This is a genomic window from Enterobacter sp. ECC-219 (assembly GCF_043966805.1).
Lineage (GTDB): Bacteria > Pseudomonadota > Gammaproteobacteria > Enterobacterales > Enterobacteriaceae > Enterobacter > Enterobacter cloacae_N.
The window spans coordinates 2850542-2867858 of record NZ_CP143680.1 but is presented as its reverse complement, the minus strand read 5'-3'; the positions used below and the strand labels follow the sequence as shown (position 1 = coordinate 2867858).

16 protein-coding genes are annotated in these 17317 nt (G+C 57.9%); 10 read left to right on the top strand and 6 right to left on the bottom strand.

All coding sequences use genetic code 11. The features are described from left to right. The first annotated feature begins 17 nt into the window (after positions 1 to 17). The 4 genes from puuE (at position 18) to V1603_RS13630 (ending at position 4631) form a co-directional block, all read left to right on the top strand. Positions 18 to 1289 carry a 4-aminobutyrate transaminase gene (puuE, locus tag V1603_RS13645; RefSeq protein ID WP_395312766.1) on the top strand — a complete coding sequence of 424 codons (1272 nt, stop codon included), beginning with the start codon at positions 18 to 20 and terminating at the stop codon, positions 1287 to 1289. A gap of 150 nt (positions 1290 to 1439) precedes the next feature. Continuing rightward, on the top strand, positions 1440 to 2927 hold the full coding sequence (locus V1603_RS13640; protein ID WP_395312765.1) for a carboxypeptidase M32: 1488 nt from the start codon (positions 1440 to 1442) through the stop codon (positions 2925 to 2927). Positions 2928 to 3155: 228 nt separating this feature from the next. Then, positions 3156 to 3530, top strand: a complete 375-nt coding sequence (gene asr, locus V1603_RS13635; protein ID WP_032642591.1) for an acid resistance repetitive basic protein Asr — start codon at positions 3156 to 3158, stop codon at positions 3528 to 3530. 279 nt (positions 3531 to 3809) lie between these two features. Then, positions 3810 to 4631, top strand: a complete 822-nt coding sequence (locus V1603_RS13630; RefSeq protein WP_163329111.1) for a serine protease — start codon at positions 3810 to 3812, stop codon at positions 4629 to 4631. Between the two features lie 38 nt (positions 4632 to 4669). Here V1603_RS13630 and mdtI read toward each other — a convergent pair whose 3' ends face one another. Both mdtI and mdtJ read right to left on the bottom strand, forming a co-directional pair. Beyond that, on the bottom strand, positions 4670 to 4999 hold the full coding sequence (gene mdtI, locus V1603_RS13625; protein WP_395312764.1) for a multidrug/spermidine efflux SMR transporter subunit MdtI: 330 nt from the start codon (positions 4997 to 4999) through the stop codon (positions 4670 to 4672). After that, positions 4986 to 5348 carry a multidrug/spermidine efflux SMR transporter subunit MdtJ gene (mdtJ, locus tag V1603_RS13620; protein WP_116341143.1) on the bottom strand — a complete coding sequence of 121 codons (363 nt, stop codon included), beginning with the start codon at positions 5346 to 5348 and terminating at the stop codon, positions 4986 to 4988. The genes mdtI and mdtJ overlap by 14 nt, the downstream gene beginning before the upstream one ends. Positions 5349 to 5770: 422 nt before the next feature. Between mdtJ and V1603_RS13615 the strand changes: the two genes are divergently transcribed. Next, complete coding sequence (locus V1603_RS13615; protein ID WP_395312763.1) at positions 5771 to 6805, top strand: AI-2E family transporter; 1035 nt, start codon at positions 5771 to 5773, stop codon at positions 6803 to 6805. A 3-nt stretch (positions 6806 to 6808) separates the two neighbouring features. Here the strand turns inward: V1603_RS13615 and V1603_RS13610 are convergent, their stop codons facing one another. Both V1603_RS13610 and V1603_RS13605 read right to left on the bottom strand, forming a co-directional pair. Then, a complete protein-coding gene (locus tag V1603_RS13610; RefSeq protein WP_395312762.1) occupies positions 6809 to 7756 on the bottom strand; it encodes a zinc-dependent alcohol dehydrogenase family protein in 948 nt (315 codons plus the stop codon). Between the two features lie 28 nt (positions 7757 to 7784). Beyond that, the gene (locus tag V1603_RS13605) at positions 7785 to 8810 is read right to left on the bottom strand and encodes an LLM class flavin-dependent oxidoreductase (protein ID WP_116340277.1); all 1026 of its coding nucleotides are present in this window, start codon (positions 8808 to 8810) and stop codon (positions 7785 to 7787) included. Between the two features lie 178 nt (positions 8811 to 8988). Here V1603_RS13605 and yajD point away from each other — a divergent pair, with 178 nt between their 5' ends. Beyond that, the gene (gene yajD, locus V1603_RS13600) at positions 8989 to 9336 is read left to right on the top strand and encodes an HNH nuclease YajD (RefSeq protein ID WP_003857471.1); all 348 of its coding nucleotides are present in this window, start codon (positions 8989 to 8991) and stop codon (positions 9334 to 9336) included. 28 nt (positions 9337 to 9364) lie between these two features. Here the strand turns inward: yajD and V1603_RS13595 are convergent, their stop codons facing one another. Next, on the bottom strand, positions 9365 to 10150 hold the full coding sequence (locus V1603_RS13595) for a MipA/OmpV family protein (RefSeq protein ID WP_192981452.1): 786 nt from the start codon (positions 10148 to 10150) through the stop codon (positions 9365 to 9367). Between the two features lie 124 nt (positions 10151 to 10274). Here V1603_RS13595 and V1603_RS13590 point away from each other — a divergent pair, with 124 nt between their 5' ends. The 4 genes from V1603_RS13590 to V1603_RS13575 all read left to right on the top strand — a co-directional run bounded on the left by V1603_RS13590 (position 10275) and on the right by V1603_RS13575 (position 16464). After that, positions 10275 to 10970, top strand: coding sequence for a response regulator (locus tag V1603_RS13590; protein ID WP_192981454.1), 696 nt, complete (start codon positions 10275 to 10277; stop codon positions 10968 to 10970). Beyond that, a complete protein-coding gene (locus V1603_RS13585) occupies positions 10967 to 12163 on the top strand; it encodes a cell wall metabolism sensor histidine kinase WalK (RefSeq protein ID WP_163329101.1) in 1197 nt (398 codons plus the stop codon). Before V1603_RS13590 ends, V1603_RS13585 begins: the two co-directional genes overlap by 4 nt. 78 nt (positions 12164 to 12241) lie before the next feature. Continuing rightward, a complete protein-coding gene (locus V1603_RS13580; RefSeq protein ID WP_395312761.1) occupies positions 12242 to 13390 on the top strand; it encodes an efflux RND transporter periplasmic adaptor subunit in 1149 nt (382 codons plus the stop codon). After that, positions 13387 to 16464 carry an efflux RND transporter permease subunit gene (locus V1603_RS13575; RefSeq protein ID WP_163329097.1) on the top strand — a complete coding sequence of 1026 codons (3078 nt, stop codon included), beginning with the start codon at positions 13387 to 13389 and terminating at the stop codon, positions 16462 to 16464. Before V1603_RS13580 ends, V1603_RS13575 begins: the two co-directional genes overlap by 4 nt. A 22-nt stretch (positions 16465 to 16486) precedes the next feature. On the opposite strand, the gene V1603_RS13570 is transcribed toward V1603_RS13575, so the two are convergent. Continuing rightward, complete coding sequence (locus V1603_RS13570) at positions 16487 to 17254, bottom strand: arylamine N-acetyltransferase (protein ID WP_395312760.1); 768 nt, start codon at positions 17252 to 17254, stop codon at positions 16487 to 16489. Between the last annotated feature and the right edge of the window lie 63 nt (positions 17255 to 17317).

Genomic DNA, 17317 nt, shown 5'->3' with positions numbered 1-17317 from the left:
ACAAAAGGGTATCTGACATGAGTAACCAGGAATTTCATCAGCGCAGACTTTCTGCCACCCCGCGCGGCGTAGGCGTAATGTGTAATTTCTTTGCCCGCACGGCGGAGAATGCCACCCTCACCGACGTGGAAGGCAATGACTATATTGATTTCGCCGCCGGGATAGCGGTACTGAATACCGGCCATCGTCACCCTGAACTGGTGGCCGCAGTGGAAAAACAGCTTCACCAGTTCACCCACACGGCCTACCAGATTGTGCCGTATGAAAGCTACGTTTCCTTAGCCGAAAAACTTAACGAGCTGGCCCCGGTGCAGGGCCCGGCCAAGACGGCGTTCTTCACAACGGGCGCGGAAGCGGTGGAAAATGCCATTAAAATCGCCCGGGCCCACACCGGCAGACCGGGTGTGATTGCGTTCGGGGGAGGCTTTCATGGCCGAACCTATATGACCATGGCCTTAACCGGCAAGGTCGCGCCCTATAAGCTGGGGTTTGGTCCGTTCCCCGGGTCGGTTTATCACGTGCCGTATCCCTCTGAGCTGCACGGCATTACGACGCAGGATGCCATCACGGCGATAGAGCGCCTGTTCAAAGCGGATATTGAGGCGAAACAGGTGGCGGCGATTATTTTTGAACCCATTCAGGGTGAAGGCGGATTCAACGTCGCCCCGCCAGAACTGGTGGCCGCCATCCGCCGCATCTGCGATGAGCACGGGATCGTGATGATTGCTGACGAAGTGCAGAGCGGCTTCGCCCGTACGGGTAAACTGTTTGCCATGGAACACTACGCGGACAAGCCCGACCTGATGACGATGGCGAAAAGCCTGGCAGGCGGAATGCCGCTGTCCGGCGTGGTGGGCCGTGCCGAAATCATGGACGCGCCGGCTCCCGGCGGTCTGGGAGGAACCTATGCAGGCAACCCGCTGGCGGTAGCCGCCGCGCACGCGGTGCTGAATATTATCGACAACGAGTCACTGTGCTCCCGCGCCTGCCATCTGGGCGATCGACTGAAAGCCACGCTGGAGGAGATTCAGAGCAGCTTTCCTGCGCTCGTGGCAATAAGGGGAAGAGGATCGATGATTGCGGCGGAGTTTTTTGACCCCGAGAGCCGTGAACCTTCGGCCGCCATCGCGCAGGCGATCCAGCAAAAGGCGCTCGCCCAGGGCCTGCTGTTGTTGATTTGCGGCCAGTACGGCAACGTGATCCGCTTCCTTTATCCGCTGACGATTCCGGATGCCCAGTTCACCCAGGCGCTGGCGATCCTGCAACAGGTTATGCGTGATAAGTCCTGAGTGCCCACCGAAAACCGTCTCCCGGAATGCCGGGGACGGTTTCAACGGAGGAGATCGGCACAGATTTCCTCCGTGTGGGAAATGTTGGGGAATTTGGTCTGTTTCATTGTATGCTCCATGAAACACATCCCTGGCATGAGGAAATAAGAATTGCAAAAAACATCAGCCTATCAATCACTTGTCAAAACCTTCCAGCGTCTCTCCCGCTTCTCGCACCTCTCCTCCATCGCCAGCTGGGACATGTTCACCATGATGCCGCCAGGCGGCAGCGCCGCGCGCGGTGAAGCGCTGGCGGAAATGAGCGTTCTGCAACATCAGATCCTGACCGATAAAAAAGTCGGCGACCTGTTAGCGGCCGCAGCAGGAGAAGATCTGAACGACGTTGAACAGGCTAATCTGCGCGAAATGACGCGCCACTACCAGCAGGCGACCCTGCTGCCGGAATCGCTGGTGGAAGCCAAATCGCTCGCGGGAAGCAAATGCGAGCACGCCTGGCGCACACAGCGCCCCGCCAACGACTGGCTGGGCTTTTCCGCCAACCTGAAAGAAGTGGTGAAACTCAGCCGCGAAGAGGCCCGCCTGCGCGCCGAAGCTAAAGGCTGTACGCCATACGACGCGCTGCTGGACATTTTTGAACCGGACATGACCAGCGCCCGCCTGGACGTGCTGTTTGGCGATATGAAAACCTGGCTGCCGGACCTGCTGGCAAGCGCGGTGGAGAAACAGGCTCAGCGGTCGTTCGTTCCGCCGCAGGGCCCCTTCCCGACGGCAACCCAGCGCGAGCTGGGTCTGGAAGCCATGAAGATGCTCGGCTTCGATTTTAACAGCGGACGGCTGGACGTAAGCGCGCACCCGTTCTGTGGCGGCGTTCCGGAAGACGTGCGCATCACCACACGCTATGATGAAGACGAACTGCTCAGCGCGCTGTTTGGCGTGATCCACGAAACCGGACACGCGCGCTATGAACAAAACCTGCCGCGTACGTGGGCAGGCCAGCCCATCGCCCTCGCCCGCTCAACCGCGATCCATGAATCCCAGAGCCTGTTCTTTGAAATGCAGTTGGGGCGCAGCGAAGCCTTCCTCAAGCACCTCCTCCCTGCGGTACATGCCCGCTTTGGCAGCCAGGCAGCGTTTAGCGAAGAGAACTTTATTGCCTGGAACCAGCGCGTTAAGCCTGGCTATATCCGCGTCGATGCGGACGAAGTGAGCTACCCGGCACACGTGGTGCTGCGCTATGAGATTGAGCGCGCGCTGATCAACGGCGAGATCGAGGTGGACGATATCCCCGCCCTGTGGGATGAAAAAATGCAGGCCTGGCTCGGGTTATCCACCAAAGACAACTACCGCAACGGCTGCATGCAGGATATCCACTGGACCGACGGCGGGTTTGGTTACTTCCCGTCATACACGCTGGGCGCGATGTATGCCGCGCAGCTGTTCCATGCGGCAAAGACCGCGCTTCCGGGACTGCAGGCTTCCATCGCTGAAGGCGATTTTTCCGCCCTCTTTGAGTGGCTGCGTCAGAACATCTGGCAGCACGGCAGCCGCTTCAGCACGTCGCAGTTAATCACCCAGGCGACGGGCGAGGATCTGAATATCCGTTACTTCCGCGAACATCTGACCTCGCGCTATTTGTAATCTGTTTGGCCGGGGGTGAGGGACCTCAAGTAAAAGAGCCGTATGTACCCCCTCACCCCAGCCCTCTCCCTCAAGTGAGAGGGGGTCGTCCGTGCAGAACCCCGGCAATGTACATATGGTTACACGCCGATACCAATCACTCACGGAAACCCCGAATTTACAGGGATATAGTTATTTCAACGGCCCCGCAGTGGGGTTAAATGAAAAACCAAATTCGAGGGTATGAACATGAAAAAAGTATTAGCTCTGGTTGTTGCCGCTGCTATGGGTCTGTCTTCTGCTGCGTTCGCTGCTGAAACCACCGCTGCACCAGCGGCTGCGGCACCTGCTGCAACGACCACCGCGGCGCCAGCAAAAACCGTACATCACAAGAAACACCATAAAGCCGCTAAACCGGCTGCAGAACAAAAAGCGCAGGCGGCTAAAAAGCACCACAAAAAAGCCGCTAAACCAGCCGTAGAGCAAAAAGCCCAGGCGGCTAAAAAGCACCATAAAAAAGCGGCTAAACCAGCCGTAGAGCAAAAAGCCCAGGCTGCGAAAAAGCATCACAAAAAAGCAGTAAAACACGAAGCTGCTAAACCAGCTGCACAGCCAGCTGCGTAAGAGTACAAGCTTAACCGTGCCCTGCGGGGCACGTTGGTAAACCGGCGCTGAACCGGAAAAGGTTCTGCGCCGTTTTTTTTATCCGGAGGGCGTATGCTGCGACGCTATCGGTTTGAGCTGATTCTGATCCTGCTTATTTTATGCGCGCTCATCGCAAGCCATTTTTATCTTTCCTGACTGTAGCACGCTGATTTTACTCCCACTTTAGCGCCGTCCCGTCTATAGTATTTTCATAGGGTTCACTTTTAATAATCATAATTACCCCCACCAGAGTGTGATATGCGTAAATCTGTTGTGTTGTTGCTGGGAACGTTTGGCCTTTTTTCTGGATTTTCACAGGCGGATGATGGCGATGATGGTGCCATTAGCGCGAAAGAGCTAAAGACGCTTTTTTTCGGTCATGACGATCGTACTCGCGTCTCCGACCCTACCCAGGCCCCCTGGGATGCGATCGGGCAACTGGAAACCGCCAGCGGTAACCTGTGTACTGCAACCCTGATTACCCCACAATTAGCTCTGACGGCGGGCCACTGCCTGTTGACGCCACCCAACGGTAAGCCAGACAAAGCGGTAGCCTTACGATTTGTGTCGCAAAAAGGGATCTGGCGCTATGAAATCCACGGCATTGAAGGCCGGGTTGATCCTTCTCTCGGGAAGCGCCTGAAGCCGGATGGTGACGGCTGGATAGTGCCGCCCGCGGCAGCCTCATGGGATTTTGGCCTGATTATTTTACGCTACCCGCCTTCGGGTATTACGCCGCTGCCCCTGTTTGACGGAGATAAAGCGGCGCTGACCGCCGCGCTGAAAGCCGCCGACCGCAAGGTGACGCAGTCTGGCTATCCGGTCGATCATCTGGATGCGCTCTACACCCACACGGACTGTATCGTGACGGGCTGGGCACAAACCAGCGTGCTTTCGCACCAGTGTGATACGTTGCCGGGCGACAGCGGTTCACCGCTGATGCTGAAAACCGATAACGGCTGGCAGCTGATTGGCGTTCAAAGCTCCGCCCCGGCGGCGAAAGACCGCTGGCGAGCCGATAACCGGGCCCTGTCCGTCACCGGCTTTCGCGATAAGCTGGAAGCGCTGGCTAAAGAGTAAGCCAGCGCAGTTGTCGGTGAGTAAGGGTTACCGATTGATCAGGCGAGTTTTATCATGATCATGCCCGCAAGCAGCAATATCAGCCCTATCCAGCCTCTATTATTTAAACGCTGCCCGAAAAGCACCCACCCGGCGGCCAGGGTGGCGGCGATACCAAAACCGCCCCACAGCGCATAGGCCACTGAAAGATCGATACCTTTGACCGCCTGTGACAGGGCGCTAAACGCTCCCAGCACCGCGGCAATCGACATCAGGCCGTATATTTTACGGCGAAAACCGTCGGAGAATTTCAGCAGAACGTTAGCGAAAATTTCCAGCACGATAGCGAAGCCCAGCCAGGCCGCATGAACCCATTCAAACTGTTGCATGGTTCTGCTCCTTCTGCTGTTTAGTCGGTTTACGGGTACCTGATTTAATCAGCACGATGCCCGCAACCAGCGTCGTTAATCCTGCGATTTTCATTGTTGTTAATGTTTCGTCAAATATCAGGACGCTGAACAGCGTAATCAATAAAATACCAATACCTTCCCAAAGCGCATACGCCACGCCCAGCGCAATTTTTTTCACCGCAAACGAAAGGAAAATATAGGAAAGTGAAATCATCACCAGCATTAAAATAAAACCGGTATTACCCTCGCTGACGCTTGCCCACTTCATAGACAGCGTGCCGGTAATTTCAGCGACAATCGCCAGAGCTAATAAGATCCAGTAAAACATGTTTTTCTCCTGCTTGAGAATATAATCCATCGTGGCCCGCCGCATGCAGCAAACCCAAAAAATATGAAATTAAATCAGACAGCTAAGCGCGTAGCGCCAGCTCAGGCAGAAGAGATAACTATAGTGCGGTGCGCCAGTGTTGCTCACCAGCAAGCAGGGAGAAGGAGGTGGTAAATACAGCAGTGTTGTTTGAAGAATACGTCCTGAACAAATTGTCCATAAAATTACAATTATCCGCGTTGTTGCTTCTCGTCTTTGCGGATGAAAATTGTCCTCGGTAGTTGAACACGCTAGATTTGTACCATAAGCCAGGATTTTACTCAAAGTCTTTTCAATTCTTTACCCGTCCCGTTTGATTTTGGTTAGTTTATTGCAGGGCGTTTACCCTTTATTATGAAGAAAAAGCGTTTTTCGGAGTCACCATGGCTAAACCCATTATTACCCTGAACGGGATAAAAATTGTCATCATGCTGGGCATGCTGGTGATCATACTGACGGGCGTTCGTTTTGCCGCCGACATCATTGTGCCCTTTATTCTGGCCCTGTTCGTTGCTGTGATCCTTAACCCGCTGGTACAGCGCATGACGCGGCTGCGCATCCCGCGCGTGCTGGCCATTACCCTGCTGATTAGCGTCATTATTTTCGCCATGGTGCTACTGGTTGCTTATCTGGGTACCTCGCTGAACGAACTGGCGCGAACGCTGCCGAAATACCGCTCCTCGCTGGCGATACCGCTGCTGCAGCTTGAGCCCTGGCTACAGCGCGCGGGAATAGAAGTCTCCGTTGAGGAGCTTCTTAAATATATCGACCCTAATGCGGCCATGACGATCGTCACAGGCCTGCTGACGCAGCTTTCCAATGCCATGACCTCCATTTTCCTGCTGTTTTTAACGGTCGTGTTCATGCTGCTGGAGGTGCCACAGCTGCCCGCAAAGTTACAGCAAATTATGGTTCGTCCGGTTGAAGGAATGGGGGCTATTCAGCGCGCGCTGGACAGCGTTTCCCGCTATCTGGTACTGAAAACCGCCATTAGCCTGGTTACCGGGGTGGTGGTCTGGGGAATGCTGGTGGCGCTGGACGTTCGCTTTGCGTTCGTCTGGGGGTTACTGGCGTTTGCGCTCAACTACATTCCCAACATCGGCTCCGTGCTGGCAGCGATCCCCCCTATTCTTCAGGTGCTGGTGTTCAGCGGATTTTATGATGCGCTGATTCTGCTGGCCGGCTATCTGGCGATTAATCTGGTATTCGGTAATATTCTTGAACCACGAATGATGGGACGCGGGCTGGGGCTTTCGACGCTGGTCGTCTTTTTGTCCCTGATTTTCTGGGGCTGGCTGCTCGGCCCCGTAGGCATGCTGCTCTCCGTTCCTCTGACCATCATCGTGAAGATTGGTCTGGAACAGACGGCGGGCGGGCAAAGCATCGCCGTACTGCTGAGCGATATGAGCCATCAGTAGCCGTCATTCCGCCATCGACAGGAGGGGCTTGCTTGCCCTTCCGCCTTCACGATAAGCCCTGAGCGCCCTCTGCCAGTCCGTCAGAGGGTATACCGTACCGGGGCTGTACTCGCTGGCGCGCATCCGGGGCCAGATTTGATCGAACTCCGCGCGCCACGCCTCAGCGCTGAGCCTGTCCAGATAGTTACGAATATGGAACCACGCCACGCGAGGCAGGGGCCGCTGCTGGCGGAAGGTCTGCCCGGAGAGCAGCCCATAGCAGACAAATATACCCTGCTCAGGCATCACGTTCAGGATCGCTTCCGCAAGCGCCCCGCCGGTTGCATCGTAAACGACGTCGGCACGCGAGGCGACGCTGGCGATCTTCTGCATGTCATGCTGTGCGACAGGAACAATCCCCATCGCCGCCAGCCGCTCAGCGTGAACGGGCGAACGATGAATACCGTACACCGCGTCAGCCCCCGCCAGACGCGCCCACTGCCCGAGCAGAACGGCGCAATCAGAACCGGCGGCCGTGAGCAGCACCCGCTTTCCCTGCGGTGGATAGTGGGTCAGCATCATCTGCGCCGCCAGAGGATTGATATAGGCCCGCGCGGCCAGGCATGAATCGAGATCGTCCGGAACGGGGATAGCATACTCTGCCGGGCAATCGACATAGCGCTGCCAGGTGCCCTGCCCGCGCAGCGGCAGAACGCGTTTACCCTCCAGATGCGCAAACGACGCGGGCGCCTGAATGACAACGCCGACGCCTTCATACCCCACGACGGCGGGTAACGGAGTTCTGTGGCGATAGGCGCCGGTAATGGGAATGAGATCGGACGCGTTCACCGGTGCAAACAGCATTCGCACGCGGAGGTGTCCCGGTGCAAGCGCGCCCGGCGACGCGGTTTCAGGTTGCAGAACAGATTCTGGCTCGCCAAAACGGCGATACCAGAGGGCCAGATTTTCCATTACGATCTCACGGCTGACGGCGGAATACCTAATCGCGCCAGCCCATTGCCGGTGCGACATGTTTGAGAATGGACTCAATCACGTGCGCATTGTAATCCACACCAAGCTGGTTCGGTACGGTCAGTAATAATGTATCAGCCTCGGCAATCGCCTCGTCCTTTTTCAACTGCTCTATCAGCTTGTCAGGCTCTGCGGCATAGCTGCGTCCGAAGATCGCGCGCGTTTTCTCATCAAGATACCCCACGCTGTCGCTGTCGTTGCGGCTGGCGCCGAAGTACATCCGGTCGCGGTCGTCCATCAGTGCAAAAATACTGCGGCTAACCGAGACGCGCGGCTGTCGCGTATGCCCGGCCTCTTGCCAGGCCTGGCGGTACGCGCGGATCTGTTTTGCCTGTTGAATATGGAACGGCTCGCCGGTTTCATCGTCTTTCAGGGTTGAGCTTTGCAGGTTCATTCCCAGCTTTGCGGCCCATACGGCCGTCGCATTCGAACCGGCACCCCACCAGATACGCTCCCGCAAACCTTCTGAATAAGGCTCCAGGCGCAGCAGCCCCGGAGGATTCGGGAACATCGGCTGTGGATTCGGCTTTGCAAACCCTTCTCCGCGCAGTACCTCAAGCAGCACCTCGGTATGACGGCGCGCCATGTCCGCTTCGTTTTCTCCTTCCTGCGGGACATAGCCGAAATGACGCCAGCCATCAATGACCTGCTCCGGGGAGCCCCGGCTGATGCCAAGCTGCAGACGACCGCCGGAAATCAGATCCGCCGCGCCCGCATCTTCAGCCATGTACATCGGATTTTCATAGCGCATATCAATCACGCCGGTACCGATTTCGATGGTTTTTGTTTTTGCGCCGATTGCGGCCAGCAGGGGGAACGGCGAGCTAAGCTGTCGGGCAAAGTGGTGCACGCGGAAATACGCGCCGTCTGCTCCCAGCTCTTCGGCCGCCACGGCCAGGTCGATGGACTGCAGCAGCGTATCTGCCGCCGAACGCGTGCCGGACTGCGGAGAAGGCGTCCAGTGACCAAATGATAAAAACCCGATCTTTTTCATAACAGTGTGTCCTGATAATGCATTGCGTTCTCTCTACTTTACGCATTACCCGGTGAGAATAAATGCCGTTTATTTAACGGAAAGCGTCAAATAAATTGACGGAATTGAGCGGTTCGTCATTCCGCTTCATAATGGGATATAATATCCCCCACTTTTTTCATGGCAGGTAAAACCGGCAATGGCTCTGATCCCTAAAAACTACGCGCGACTGGAAAGCGGCTATCGCGAAAAAGCATTAAAAATCTATCCCTGGGTCTGCGGACGCTGCTCGCGGGAGTTCGTCTATTCCAACCTGCGTGAATTGACGGTTCACCATATCGATCACGACCATACCAACAACCCGGAAGATGGCAGCAACTGGGAACTGTTGTGCCTGTTTTGCCACGATCACGAGCATTCGAAATACACCGAAGCGGATCAGTACGGCACCACCGTGGTCGCCGGTGAAGATGCGCAAAAAGATGTGGGCGTCGCCACCTTTAACCCGTTTGCCGATTTAAAAGCGATGATGGATAAGAAGAAATAATCCCCTCGCCCACATCGCGCTCCGCGAATTAGAATGTCCAGGTGATAGCGGCGGTTGCAGACCCCTCATTGCGCCGCATCACAATCGGGCTATCATTGGCATGGTCGCCAAGCCAGGTATAGTCCGCACTCAGCACCGTCCCCCAGTGGGCATCGAACTGATGGCTCCAGGTCAGACTGGTTTCGACGCCATAAAATCCACCCGGCGCTGAATAGCGGCGATATCCGCTGCGGCGGCTCTGCTGCTCGCTGACCCCATACCAGGTATTCAGATAATGGCTGTCGCCAAACAGGGCCGCAGACTGAAAGGCGACCGTATCCTGGTTATTTTGTACGGGGACTAGCGTCACGGAGGCCTGATAGCTGGCCCCCTGGCTGTCCGTTAAAGGCAGCGTCGCTTTCCCCTCCACACTCAGCCAGGGCGCGGCCTGCCAGCCCACTGCAAGGCCGGTATTCAGGGTGGTATCAATGTCCCCCATCCCTTTCAGATTGTTTGCGCCCTCACGCCAGCCAGAATTTTTCTCAGCCCTTCCGAAGTCATAGCCCAGCGTGTGTTCGAAGTACCAACCGCTGTCGTTTTGCAGGTCATATCCCACCCCTTTTTGCGCATCAATAAAGAAAGCGCCTTTACGACCCTGCAGCACTGGAACCACCTGCCACACCTGCTTGTCTGAGCCTGAGTAACGTGGGGCATACTGTCCCCCCAGCCCGACGGTTAAGGAATCGGACGCGGAGCCATCATCCGCCTGCGCGCCGGACGTCACGACCATCAGAAGCGGGACGGACATATACAGGACTTTTTTTATCGCTATCATACTGCTCTCCATACAGACGCTGGCGTCACCTGATACAGGGGCGGCCACATAATGTTGGCGCAGTATGATTTGGCTGAATCAATGAATCGTCGGGATAGTGTTAAGAAATGGTCAAGGTGAACGGATGTTGTCCAGAAGAGTGCTGATTATTGAAGATGACGCCGATGCGGCTGGCGTGCTCGAAGCCTATTTACGGCGTGAAAATTACGACGTGACCATTACCGGAGACGGTCTTTCCGGGTTGGATATGGCGCAGCGGTGGAAGCCCGACCTCATCCTGCTGGACGTGATGCTGCCGGGGCTTAACGGCACCGAGGTGCTGGCTGGTGTGCGCCGTAAAAGCGATGTGCCGGTGATTATGGTCACGGCCATGGGGGATACCCCCGACCGCATTGGGGCCCTGCGGTACGGTGCCGATGATTACGTTGTGAAGCCTTATCATCCGGGGGAAGTGGTGGCTCGGGTACAGGCGGTGCTGCGGCGCAGCAGTAAAAAAGAGACAGACGAAGCGATCCTTCGCTGGCAAACGCTGGAGGTGGATGTGGGCGCCATTGTGGCGAGCGTGGATAACGGCGGCGACGCGCCTGTGATGCTCGATCTTACGCCAACGGAATTCTCGATTCTGGCAACGCTGCTGCGTTCTCCTGCGCACCCGTTCTCCCGCCAGTATTTACTGGAACACTGCTTGCCGGAAAGCGAGGCGCTGGAGCGCGTGGTGGACACCCATATTTATAACCTGCGTAAAAAACTCGAAGTGGCGGGTATTTCCGGCGTGCTGATCAACGTTCGCGGCGTGGGTTACAGGTTCAGACAGCCATGATAAAAAACCGGCACTCGTCTCTGTGGCGCTGGATTTGCGCCCGCATCTTAGCGCTGGCCATCGGCAGCGTGATCGTCATTGCCACCTGCATGTGGCTACGTTATGCGGTGCAGAACTACTGGATATTGGGCAAAATGCCAGCGGCGGTCCGGCAGGAGTTTCTTACGCTCAGCCAGAACCCGCAGGCCAATCCGGCCCGCTTCCACACGATTGTGGACACCTGGTGGGGCCTCAGCTACTCCACGCCGTCTATCGCCTCAGCCGACTGGGTCACGGTGGCCCTGCTGGTGCTGGTAATGATCCCGTTTATTGTGGTGATGGGTCTAAAACACGCCCGGCCGCTGGCGCAGCAGTTCAGCCGCCTTCGCGATGCAGCAAAGGATGTCGCCGACGGGCAGTTTGGCCGTCAGGCGGAACTTATCAAGGATGCACCGGCGGAAATGGTCAGCTTTGCGACCGATTTTAACTCCATGACGGGGCAACTCGCCCGCTATGAAAAAGAGCTCCGCGCCTCACACGTCGCGATGGCGCACGAGCTGCGCTCGCCCCTGACGGCCGCCATTGGGCGTCTGCAAGGCATGTTAGACGGCGTGTTTGATGCCAGCCCGGCGCAGCTGGGCATGGTGATGAAACAGCTCCAGCACCTCAACCGCCTCACCGATGAGCTCCACCTTCTCTCGTTGGCCGACGCGGGTAACCTTGTGCTGGAGGACCAGCCGTTCTGTCTGGATGAGCTGATTCAGGAGCGGGCAGCCTGGATCATGCCCCAGGCTGATGCGCATAATTTCCGGATAATCCTTCGTAACCCGCGTACCTGCCCCTTCAGAGGCGATGCGTTCCGCCTGGGACAGGTCGTTACTATCCTCATGGAAAATGCGCTACGTTACGGACGCGATGGCGGCCACCTTGAGGTGGCACTGTACTACGCCCGCGGGCATTACACCCTTGAATTTACCGATGACGGGCCGGGCGTATCGCCCCAGTTTTTACCGGAAATGTTTAAACGTTTTAGCCGCGAGGAGCAGTCCCGCGCGCGGCATTCCGGCGGCAGCGGCCTCGGCTTGTCCATCGCACGGGCGATTTGTCAGGCGCATGGGGGTGAGATTAGCGCGTCATTACCGGAAACCGGCGGCCTCGCCGTGCGCATTTTGCTGCCCTGGCATCCGTCCGATAATGAAAATCGCCACTCTTGATAAAGCCTTGACAGAACATCGAATCTTTCTCGACGTAGCGCGCATTTAATAACGCCATTCCCTTTATGGAGCGGCGTTATGTCAGACGAATTTTTTCTCTCCCTCCGCCACTGCCTGCATCATTTGTACGGCGTGGCGCGCACCCTTTCCTGGCTGCATTTTCTTCCCCTGGCCCTGCTTGCGCTGGCGATTTTTCCGCTGACCGGCTGTGGTGATAAACACGAAAATAAGCCCGTTCCTGCACGGGCGGTACGCTACGTCGTCGTTGGCACCGATCAAACCCTTCCCGCGCTGGAAAGAACCGGTGAGATCCATGCCCACGATGAAACGACCCTGAGCTTTCGTACCGGGGGTCGGATACTGACGCGCAGCGTTGATATTGGCGACCGGGTCACTGCCGGACAACTGCTGGCCACGCTTGACAATACGACCGGGCAGAATCAGCTCGACAGCGCTGAGGCCGACTATGAAGGCGCCAAAGCCTCCGCGCAGGTCGCCGCGCTTAACGTCAGTCGAATGCAAAAACTCATGCCAACGGGGGCAATAGCCCGCACGCAGCTCGACAGCGCCCGTGCGGACTGGCTTGTCGCCCGCGCGCGCTTAAAAAGCAGCGAGGCCGCGCGGCGAAATGCCCGCGAAAGCCTCGGCTGGACGCGCCTGATCGCGCCACAAGCGGGCATCATCACGGCCGTGAACGCCTCTGCGGGACAGGTTGTCAGCGACGGTCAGTCCGTGCTGACGCTGGCGACCGGGGAAGAACGCGATGTGATGTTTGATATTGCCACTCCCGATGCGATCCCGCCTCTGGATAAGGCGGTGTTGCGGGTTTCCCTTCTCAGCGACCCGTCAGTACAGGCGTCTGCCGTGCTGCGGGATATCACCCCGCAGGCCGATCCTCAGACCCGCACCTGGCGCGTCAGAGCCACCCTGCAAAACCCGCCGTCGGCCATGGCGCTGGGTGCCAGCGTTACCGTCACGTTGCCATCGTCAGCCCCGCACGGGTACACCCTTCCCGCATCCGCGCTGACCCGTGCCGGCGACAAACCGGCGGTTTTTGTGATTACCCCGCAGTCGCGGGCGCAGCTGCGCGTGGTGGTACCCGCGAGCTATACGGCTACCTCCGTCATGATTGCCTCCGGCCTTGAGCCCGGCGATCGGGTGATTACCGCGGGCGTGAGCACATTGCGGTCCGGCGAGCCGGTGATGGCCGGAGAGGTTCAGCCATGAACACAGGACAGGAAGCCAAATTTAACCTCTCCGCCTGGGCGCTGAAGAACCAGCAGATGGTCAGCTTTTTTATGCTGCTGGTGATTGCGATGGGCGTGTTCTGCTATGAGAAGTTGCCGCGTAACGAAGATCCGGCTTTTACCATTAAAACGGCCGTCGTCTCCGCGCAGTGGCCGGGAGCATCCGTGGCGGATACCACCCGCCTGCTGACCGATACGCTTGAAAAAAAGCTGCAGGAAACACCCTGGCTGGACTATCTCGAAAGTGAAACCCGGGCCGGACGCACCGTTATCCATGTCAACCTCCGTGACGATACGCCCCCGCAAAGCGTGCCGGACATCTGGTATCAGGTTCGCAAAAAAATGCAGGACATCGCGCCGTCCCTGCCTGAAGGGGTGCAGGTTCCTGCCGTGGACGACGAATTTGACGACACGTTCGGCACAATTTATGCTTTTATTCCCGAAGGTTTCACCCTGCGGGAGGTGCGGGATCGCGTAGAGACCTTACGACGCGAGCTTATGTCCCTGCCGGATATGGGCAAAACAACCCTGCTGGGCGAACAGCAGGAGCAGTGGGTTCTCGCCTTTTCTCCAGCACGCCTGGCCGGGATGGGGCTCGATATTCAGACGATCGCCGACGCCCTCCGGGCGCAGAACGCGGTTGTCCCGGCAGGCACTATGCGTACCGGACAGGAGAACATGGCGATAAAAGTCAGCGGGGCGCTCACGACCGAAGAGAGTTTACGGGCCGTCACGCTGCACGTGAACAATCGCTATATACCGCTGACCGACATTGCCACCGTCACCCGGGAAATCGCCGAGCCACCGGCCCCGGCCTACCGGGTGAACGGCAAACCGGCTATCGGGCTGGCGGTGTCGATGGCGCCAACGGGCAACATGCTGCGTTTCGGTGCTGCGCTGAACGCCAGAATGGCGGCCCTCAGCGCCGGGCTGCCGCACGGTATCGAGATGGTGAAAGTCGCCGATCAGTCAGCGGTGGTCAGTGACGCGGTAAGTGGGTTTATCCGGGTGCTTATCGAAGCCGTTATTATCGTGCTGGCGGTTTCATTTGTCTCACTGGGTTTACGGGCCGGGCTGGTGGTGGCGACGGCCATCCCGCTGGTGCTCGCCATGACGTTTGCCGGCATGATGTTCGCCGGCATTGGCCTTCAGCGCATCTCGCTCGGGGCGCTGATTATTGCCCTGGGCCTGCTGGTGGATGACGCCATGATCGCCGTCGAAACGATGGTCTCCCGGCTGGAAGCGGGGGATTCCCGTCGGCATGCGGCCACCCATGCATTCAAAACGACGGCCTTCCCGATGCTCACCGGTACCCTGGTGATGATTGCCGGTTTTATTCCCGTTGGTTTTGCGGCCTCCAGCGCCGGTGAATACTGTTTTTCCCTGTTTGCCGTGGTGCTCATTGCCCTGCTCTGTTCCTGGGCTGTCGCGATCCTGTTTTCGCCGCTGACGGGTACGTGGCTGCTGCCGGAAAAAGTCAGACATCACGCGGCGGGCCCCGGAAGGATCGCGCGCGGGTACGGACGGCTTTTACGCCTGGCACTGCGCCACCGGCTCGCTACCGTACTGATTGCGCTTTTCGCGCTGGGGCTGTCAGCGTACGGCACGACATTTATGCAGGGCGAGTTCTTCCCCGCCTCGGACCGGCCTGAGCTGCTGGTCAGCCTGACGCTTCCGGCCAACGCGTCGCAGGCGGAAACACTAAGAGAGGTGGAAAAGCTGGAAAAGGCGCTGGCAGGCAACGGCAACATCAATCGCTATTCGACGTACGTCGGGTCCGGCGCCATCCGTTTTTACCTGCCGATGGACGTGCTGCTGGAAAATGAAAATATCGCCCAGATGGTTGTGGTGGCTAAGGATCTTGAGGCGCGGGATCGTCTGCATGCGCAGCTCAACAGGATCCTGGCGACGCAGTTTAGCGATATCATCACGCGCGTGTCGCCCCTTGAGCTGGGGCCCCCCGTCGGCTGGCCAATCAAATACCGGGTGAGCGGGCCTGACTATCTGCAGGTTCGGGCGTTTGCGAACCGTCTCACGGACGCGATTGGGCAGTCCCCGTTCTCACGCGACGTTAACCAGACGGCCGGAGAGCCGGAGAGGGTCATAACCCTTGAGGTGAATCAGACGGCGGCCAGGGCGGCGGGAATATCATCAGAGAGCCTCGCCCGCACGCTGAATACCGTCTGGTCCGGCAGCGTTGTCACGTCTATCAGGGATAACGACCGCCTTGTCGACGTGGTGCTCCGGGCCACGGACGATGCACGTCACAGCACCGCCACCCTCTCCTCGCTCACGATCCAGGGGAATGACGGTAAAAAAATTCCGCTCAGCGCCGTCGCGACGCCGGTCTGGGGCGTGGACGATCCGGTCATCTGGCGTCGGCAACGCGTGCCCTTTATCACGGTGCAAACGGATCTTGCCCCGGGGCTGAAGGCTGAAGCGGTATCTGCAGCGCTGCGTCCGGCGGTCGATAAACTGCGCGCGAGCCTGCCGGCAGGTTACAGCATTGAAGAAGGCGGCGCGGTTGCCGAATCGGATAAGGGGAACAGCTCCGTCTTCACCGTTCTTCCGGTGACGCTGGTCATCATGCTGTTGCTGCTGATGCTTCAGTTGCGGCGATATTCCCGGATGCTGCTGGCACTCCTGATGGCCCCGTTTGGTTTACCGGGGATCGTGCTGGCTATGCTGCCCGGCGGAACGCCGATGGGGTTTGTCGCGCTGCTGGGCGTCATCGCACTGGCGGGGATGATCGTGCGTAACGCGGTGATATTGATTAGCGAGGTTGACAGCAATCTTGCTCAGGGGATGACAAACGATGCCGCGATTATGGCGGCTGCGGAACACCGGGCCAGGCCCATCTGTCTGACCGCCTGTGCCGCCATTCTGGGCATGATCCCCATTTCTCACCAGGTATTCTGGGGCCCAATGGCCTATGCCATTATCGGCGGGCTGCTGTCTGCGACGCTGGTGACGCTGACCGTGTTACCCACGTCGTTTAGCCTGCTGTTACAGTGGGGAGCTCAGCGCAACGCCACAGAAGACGGACTGCGCTGAGGCTCCACCGTTCCCCGGCTGATTACGCGGCGGTCAGCGCAAAACGGTCCTTCAGGACATGGCGAATTTCATCCTCCGCCAGCTGCCGCGTTTCAGTGCCGTTCGCCGTGATGGTTTTCAGCATATCGCCCAGCAAAATCTCGCGTCCTTCGGGGCCATGCTGCACTACCACCCGCTTCTGCACAAAGATCGCATCCGGGTGCGTGGAGTTAAGGTAGTTAGCCGGGACGAAATCAATCCATTCCTGAGGCGTCAGATCAAAACCGTATTGATTAGCCCATTCCCCCTCCACCTTCGCCTCAAGCAGATACTCGCCTTCCGCGCTGCGGCTTAGTCGAAACGTGTCGAAATCCTGCGTGATACCCACATCAAGCGTGTCTAACGCCATCGGCGCGCGAATGCCGTAGCTGCCGAACCCGAGGTCGCAAAGCCACAGTCGGCTATCTACCTCAGCGATGAGCGCCATATGGGTTTTAGGTCGCCGCACGGGGTAGAACATCGGCCGCGCCGCCACGAAACGGTAAGGTATCCCTAACGCCACCAGCGCCATGGCAAAAAGCCCGTTCACCTCATAGCAGTAGCCGCCGCGCCCCTGCGTTAACACCTTATCGGCAATGTCGTCTGGCGCCAGCGAGACAATTTTACCCGCCTGCACGTCCAGATTCTCAAAGGGAACGGAAAAGAGCTGATGGCGCATCAGCGCATGCAGGGTGGCCGTATCGGCAGCCGCCGGTCCGGTGTAGTTTATGCGTTTGAAATAGGTGGAAATGTTGAAATTATCGCTGTGCATAATGCCTCCTTGTCCTGAACATGCCGGACACTATAGATGGCGTGCATCATTGGCTGTATAGTC

Coding starts and splice junctions, on each gene's coding strand:
- puuE (WP_395312766.1), top strand. CDS start 18: ATGAGTAACCAGGAATTTCATCAGCGCAGACTTTCTGCCACCCCGCGC.
- asr (WP_032642591.1), top strand. CDS start 3,156: ATGAAAAAAGTATTAGCTCTGGTTGTTGCCGCTGCTATGGGTCTGTCT.
- V1603_RS13630 (WP_163329111.1), top strand. CDS start 3,810: ATGCGTAAATCTGTTGTGTTGTTGCTGGGAACGTTTGGCCTTTTTTCT.
- mdtI (WP_395312764.1), bottom strand. CDS start 4,999: ATGCAACAGTTTGAATGGGTTCATGCGGCCTGGCTGGGCTTCGCTATC.
- mdtJ (WP_116341143.1), bottom strand. CDS start 5,348: ATGTTTTACTGGATCTTATTAGCTCTGGCGATTGTCGCTGAAATTACC.
- V1603_RS13615 (WP_395312763.1), top strand. CDS start 5,771: ATGGCTAAACCCATTATTACCCTGAACGGGATAAAAATTGTCATCATG.
- V1603_RS13610 (WP_395312762.1), bottom strand. CDS start 7,756: ATGGAAAATCTGGCCCTCTGGTATCGCCGTTTTGGCGAGCCAGAATCT.
- V1603_RS13605 (WP_116340277.1), bottom strand. CDS start 8,810: ATGAAAAAGATCGGGTTTTTATCATTTGGTCACTGGACGCCTTCTCCG.
- yajD (WP_003857471.1), top strand. CDS start 8,989: ATGGCTCTGATCCCTAAAAACTACGCGCGACTGGAAAGCGGCTATCGC.
- V1603_RS13595 (WP_192981452.1), bottom strand. CDS start 10,150: ATGATAGCGATAAAAAAAGTCCTGTATATGTCCGTCCCGCTTCTGATG.
- V1603_RS13590 (WP_192981454.1), top strand. CDS start 10,275: ATGTTGTCCAGAAGAGTGCTGATTATTGAAGATGACGCCGATGCGGCT.
- V1603_RS13585 (WP_163329101.1), top strand. CDS start 10,967: ATGATAAAAAACCGGCACTCGTCTCTGTGGCGCTGGATTTGCGCCCGC.
- V1603_RS13580 (WP_395312761.1), top strand. CDS start 12,242: ATGTCAGACGAATTTTTTCTCTCCCTCCGCCACTGCCTGCATCATTTG.
- V1603_RS13575 (WP_163329097.1), top strand. CDS start 13,387: ATGAACACAGGACAGGAAGCCAAATTTAACCTCTCCGCCTGGGCGCTG.
- V1603_RS13570 (WP_395312760.1), bottom strand. CDS start 17,254: ATGCACAGCGATAATTTCAACATTTCCACCTATTTCAAACGCATAAAC.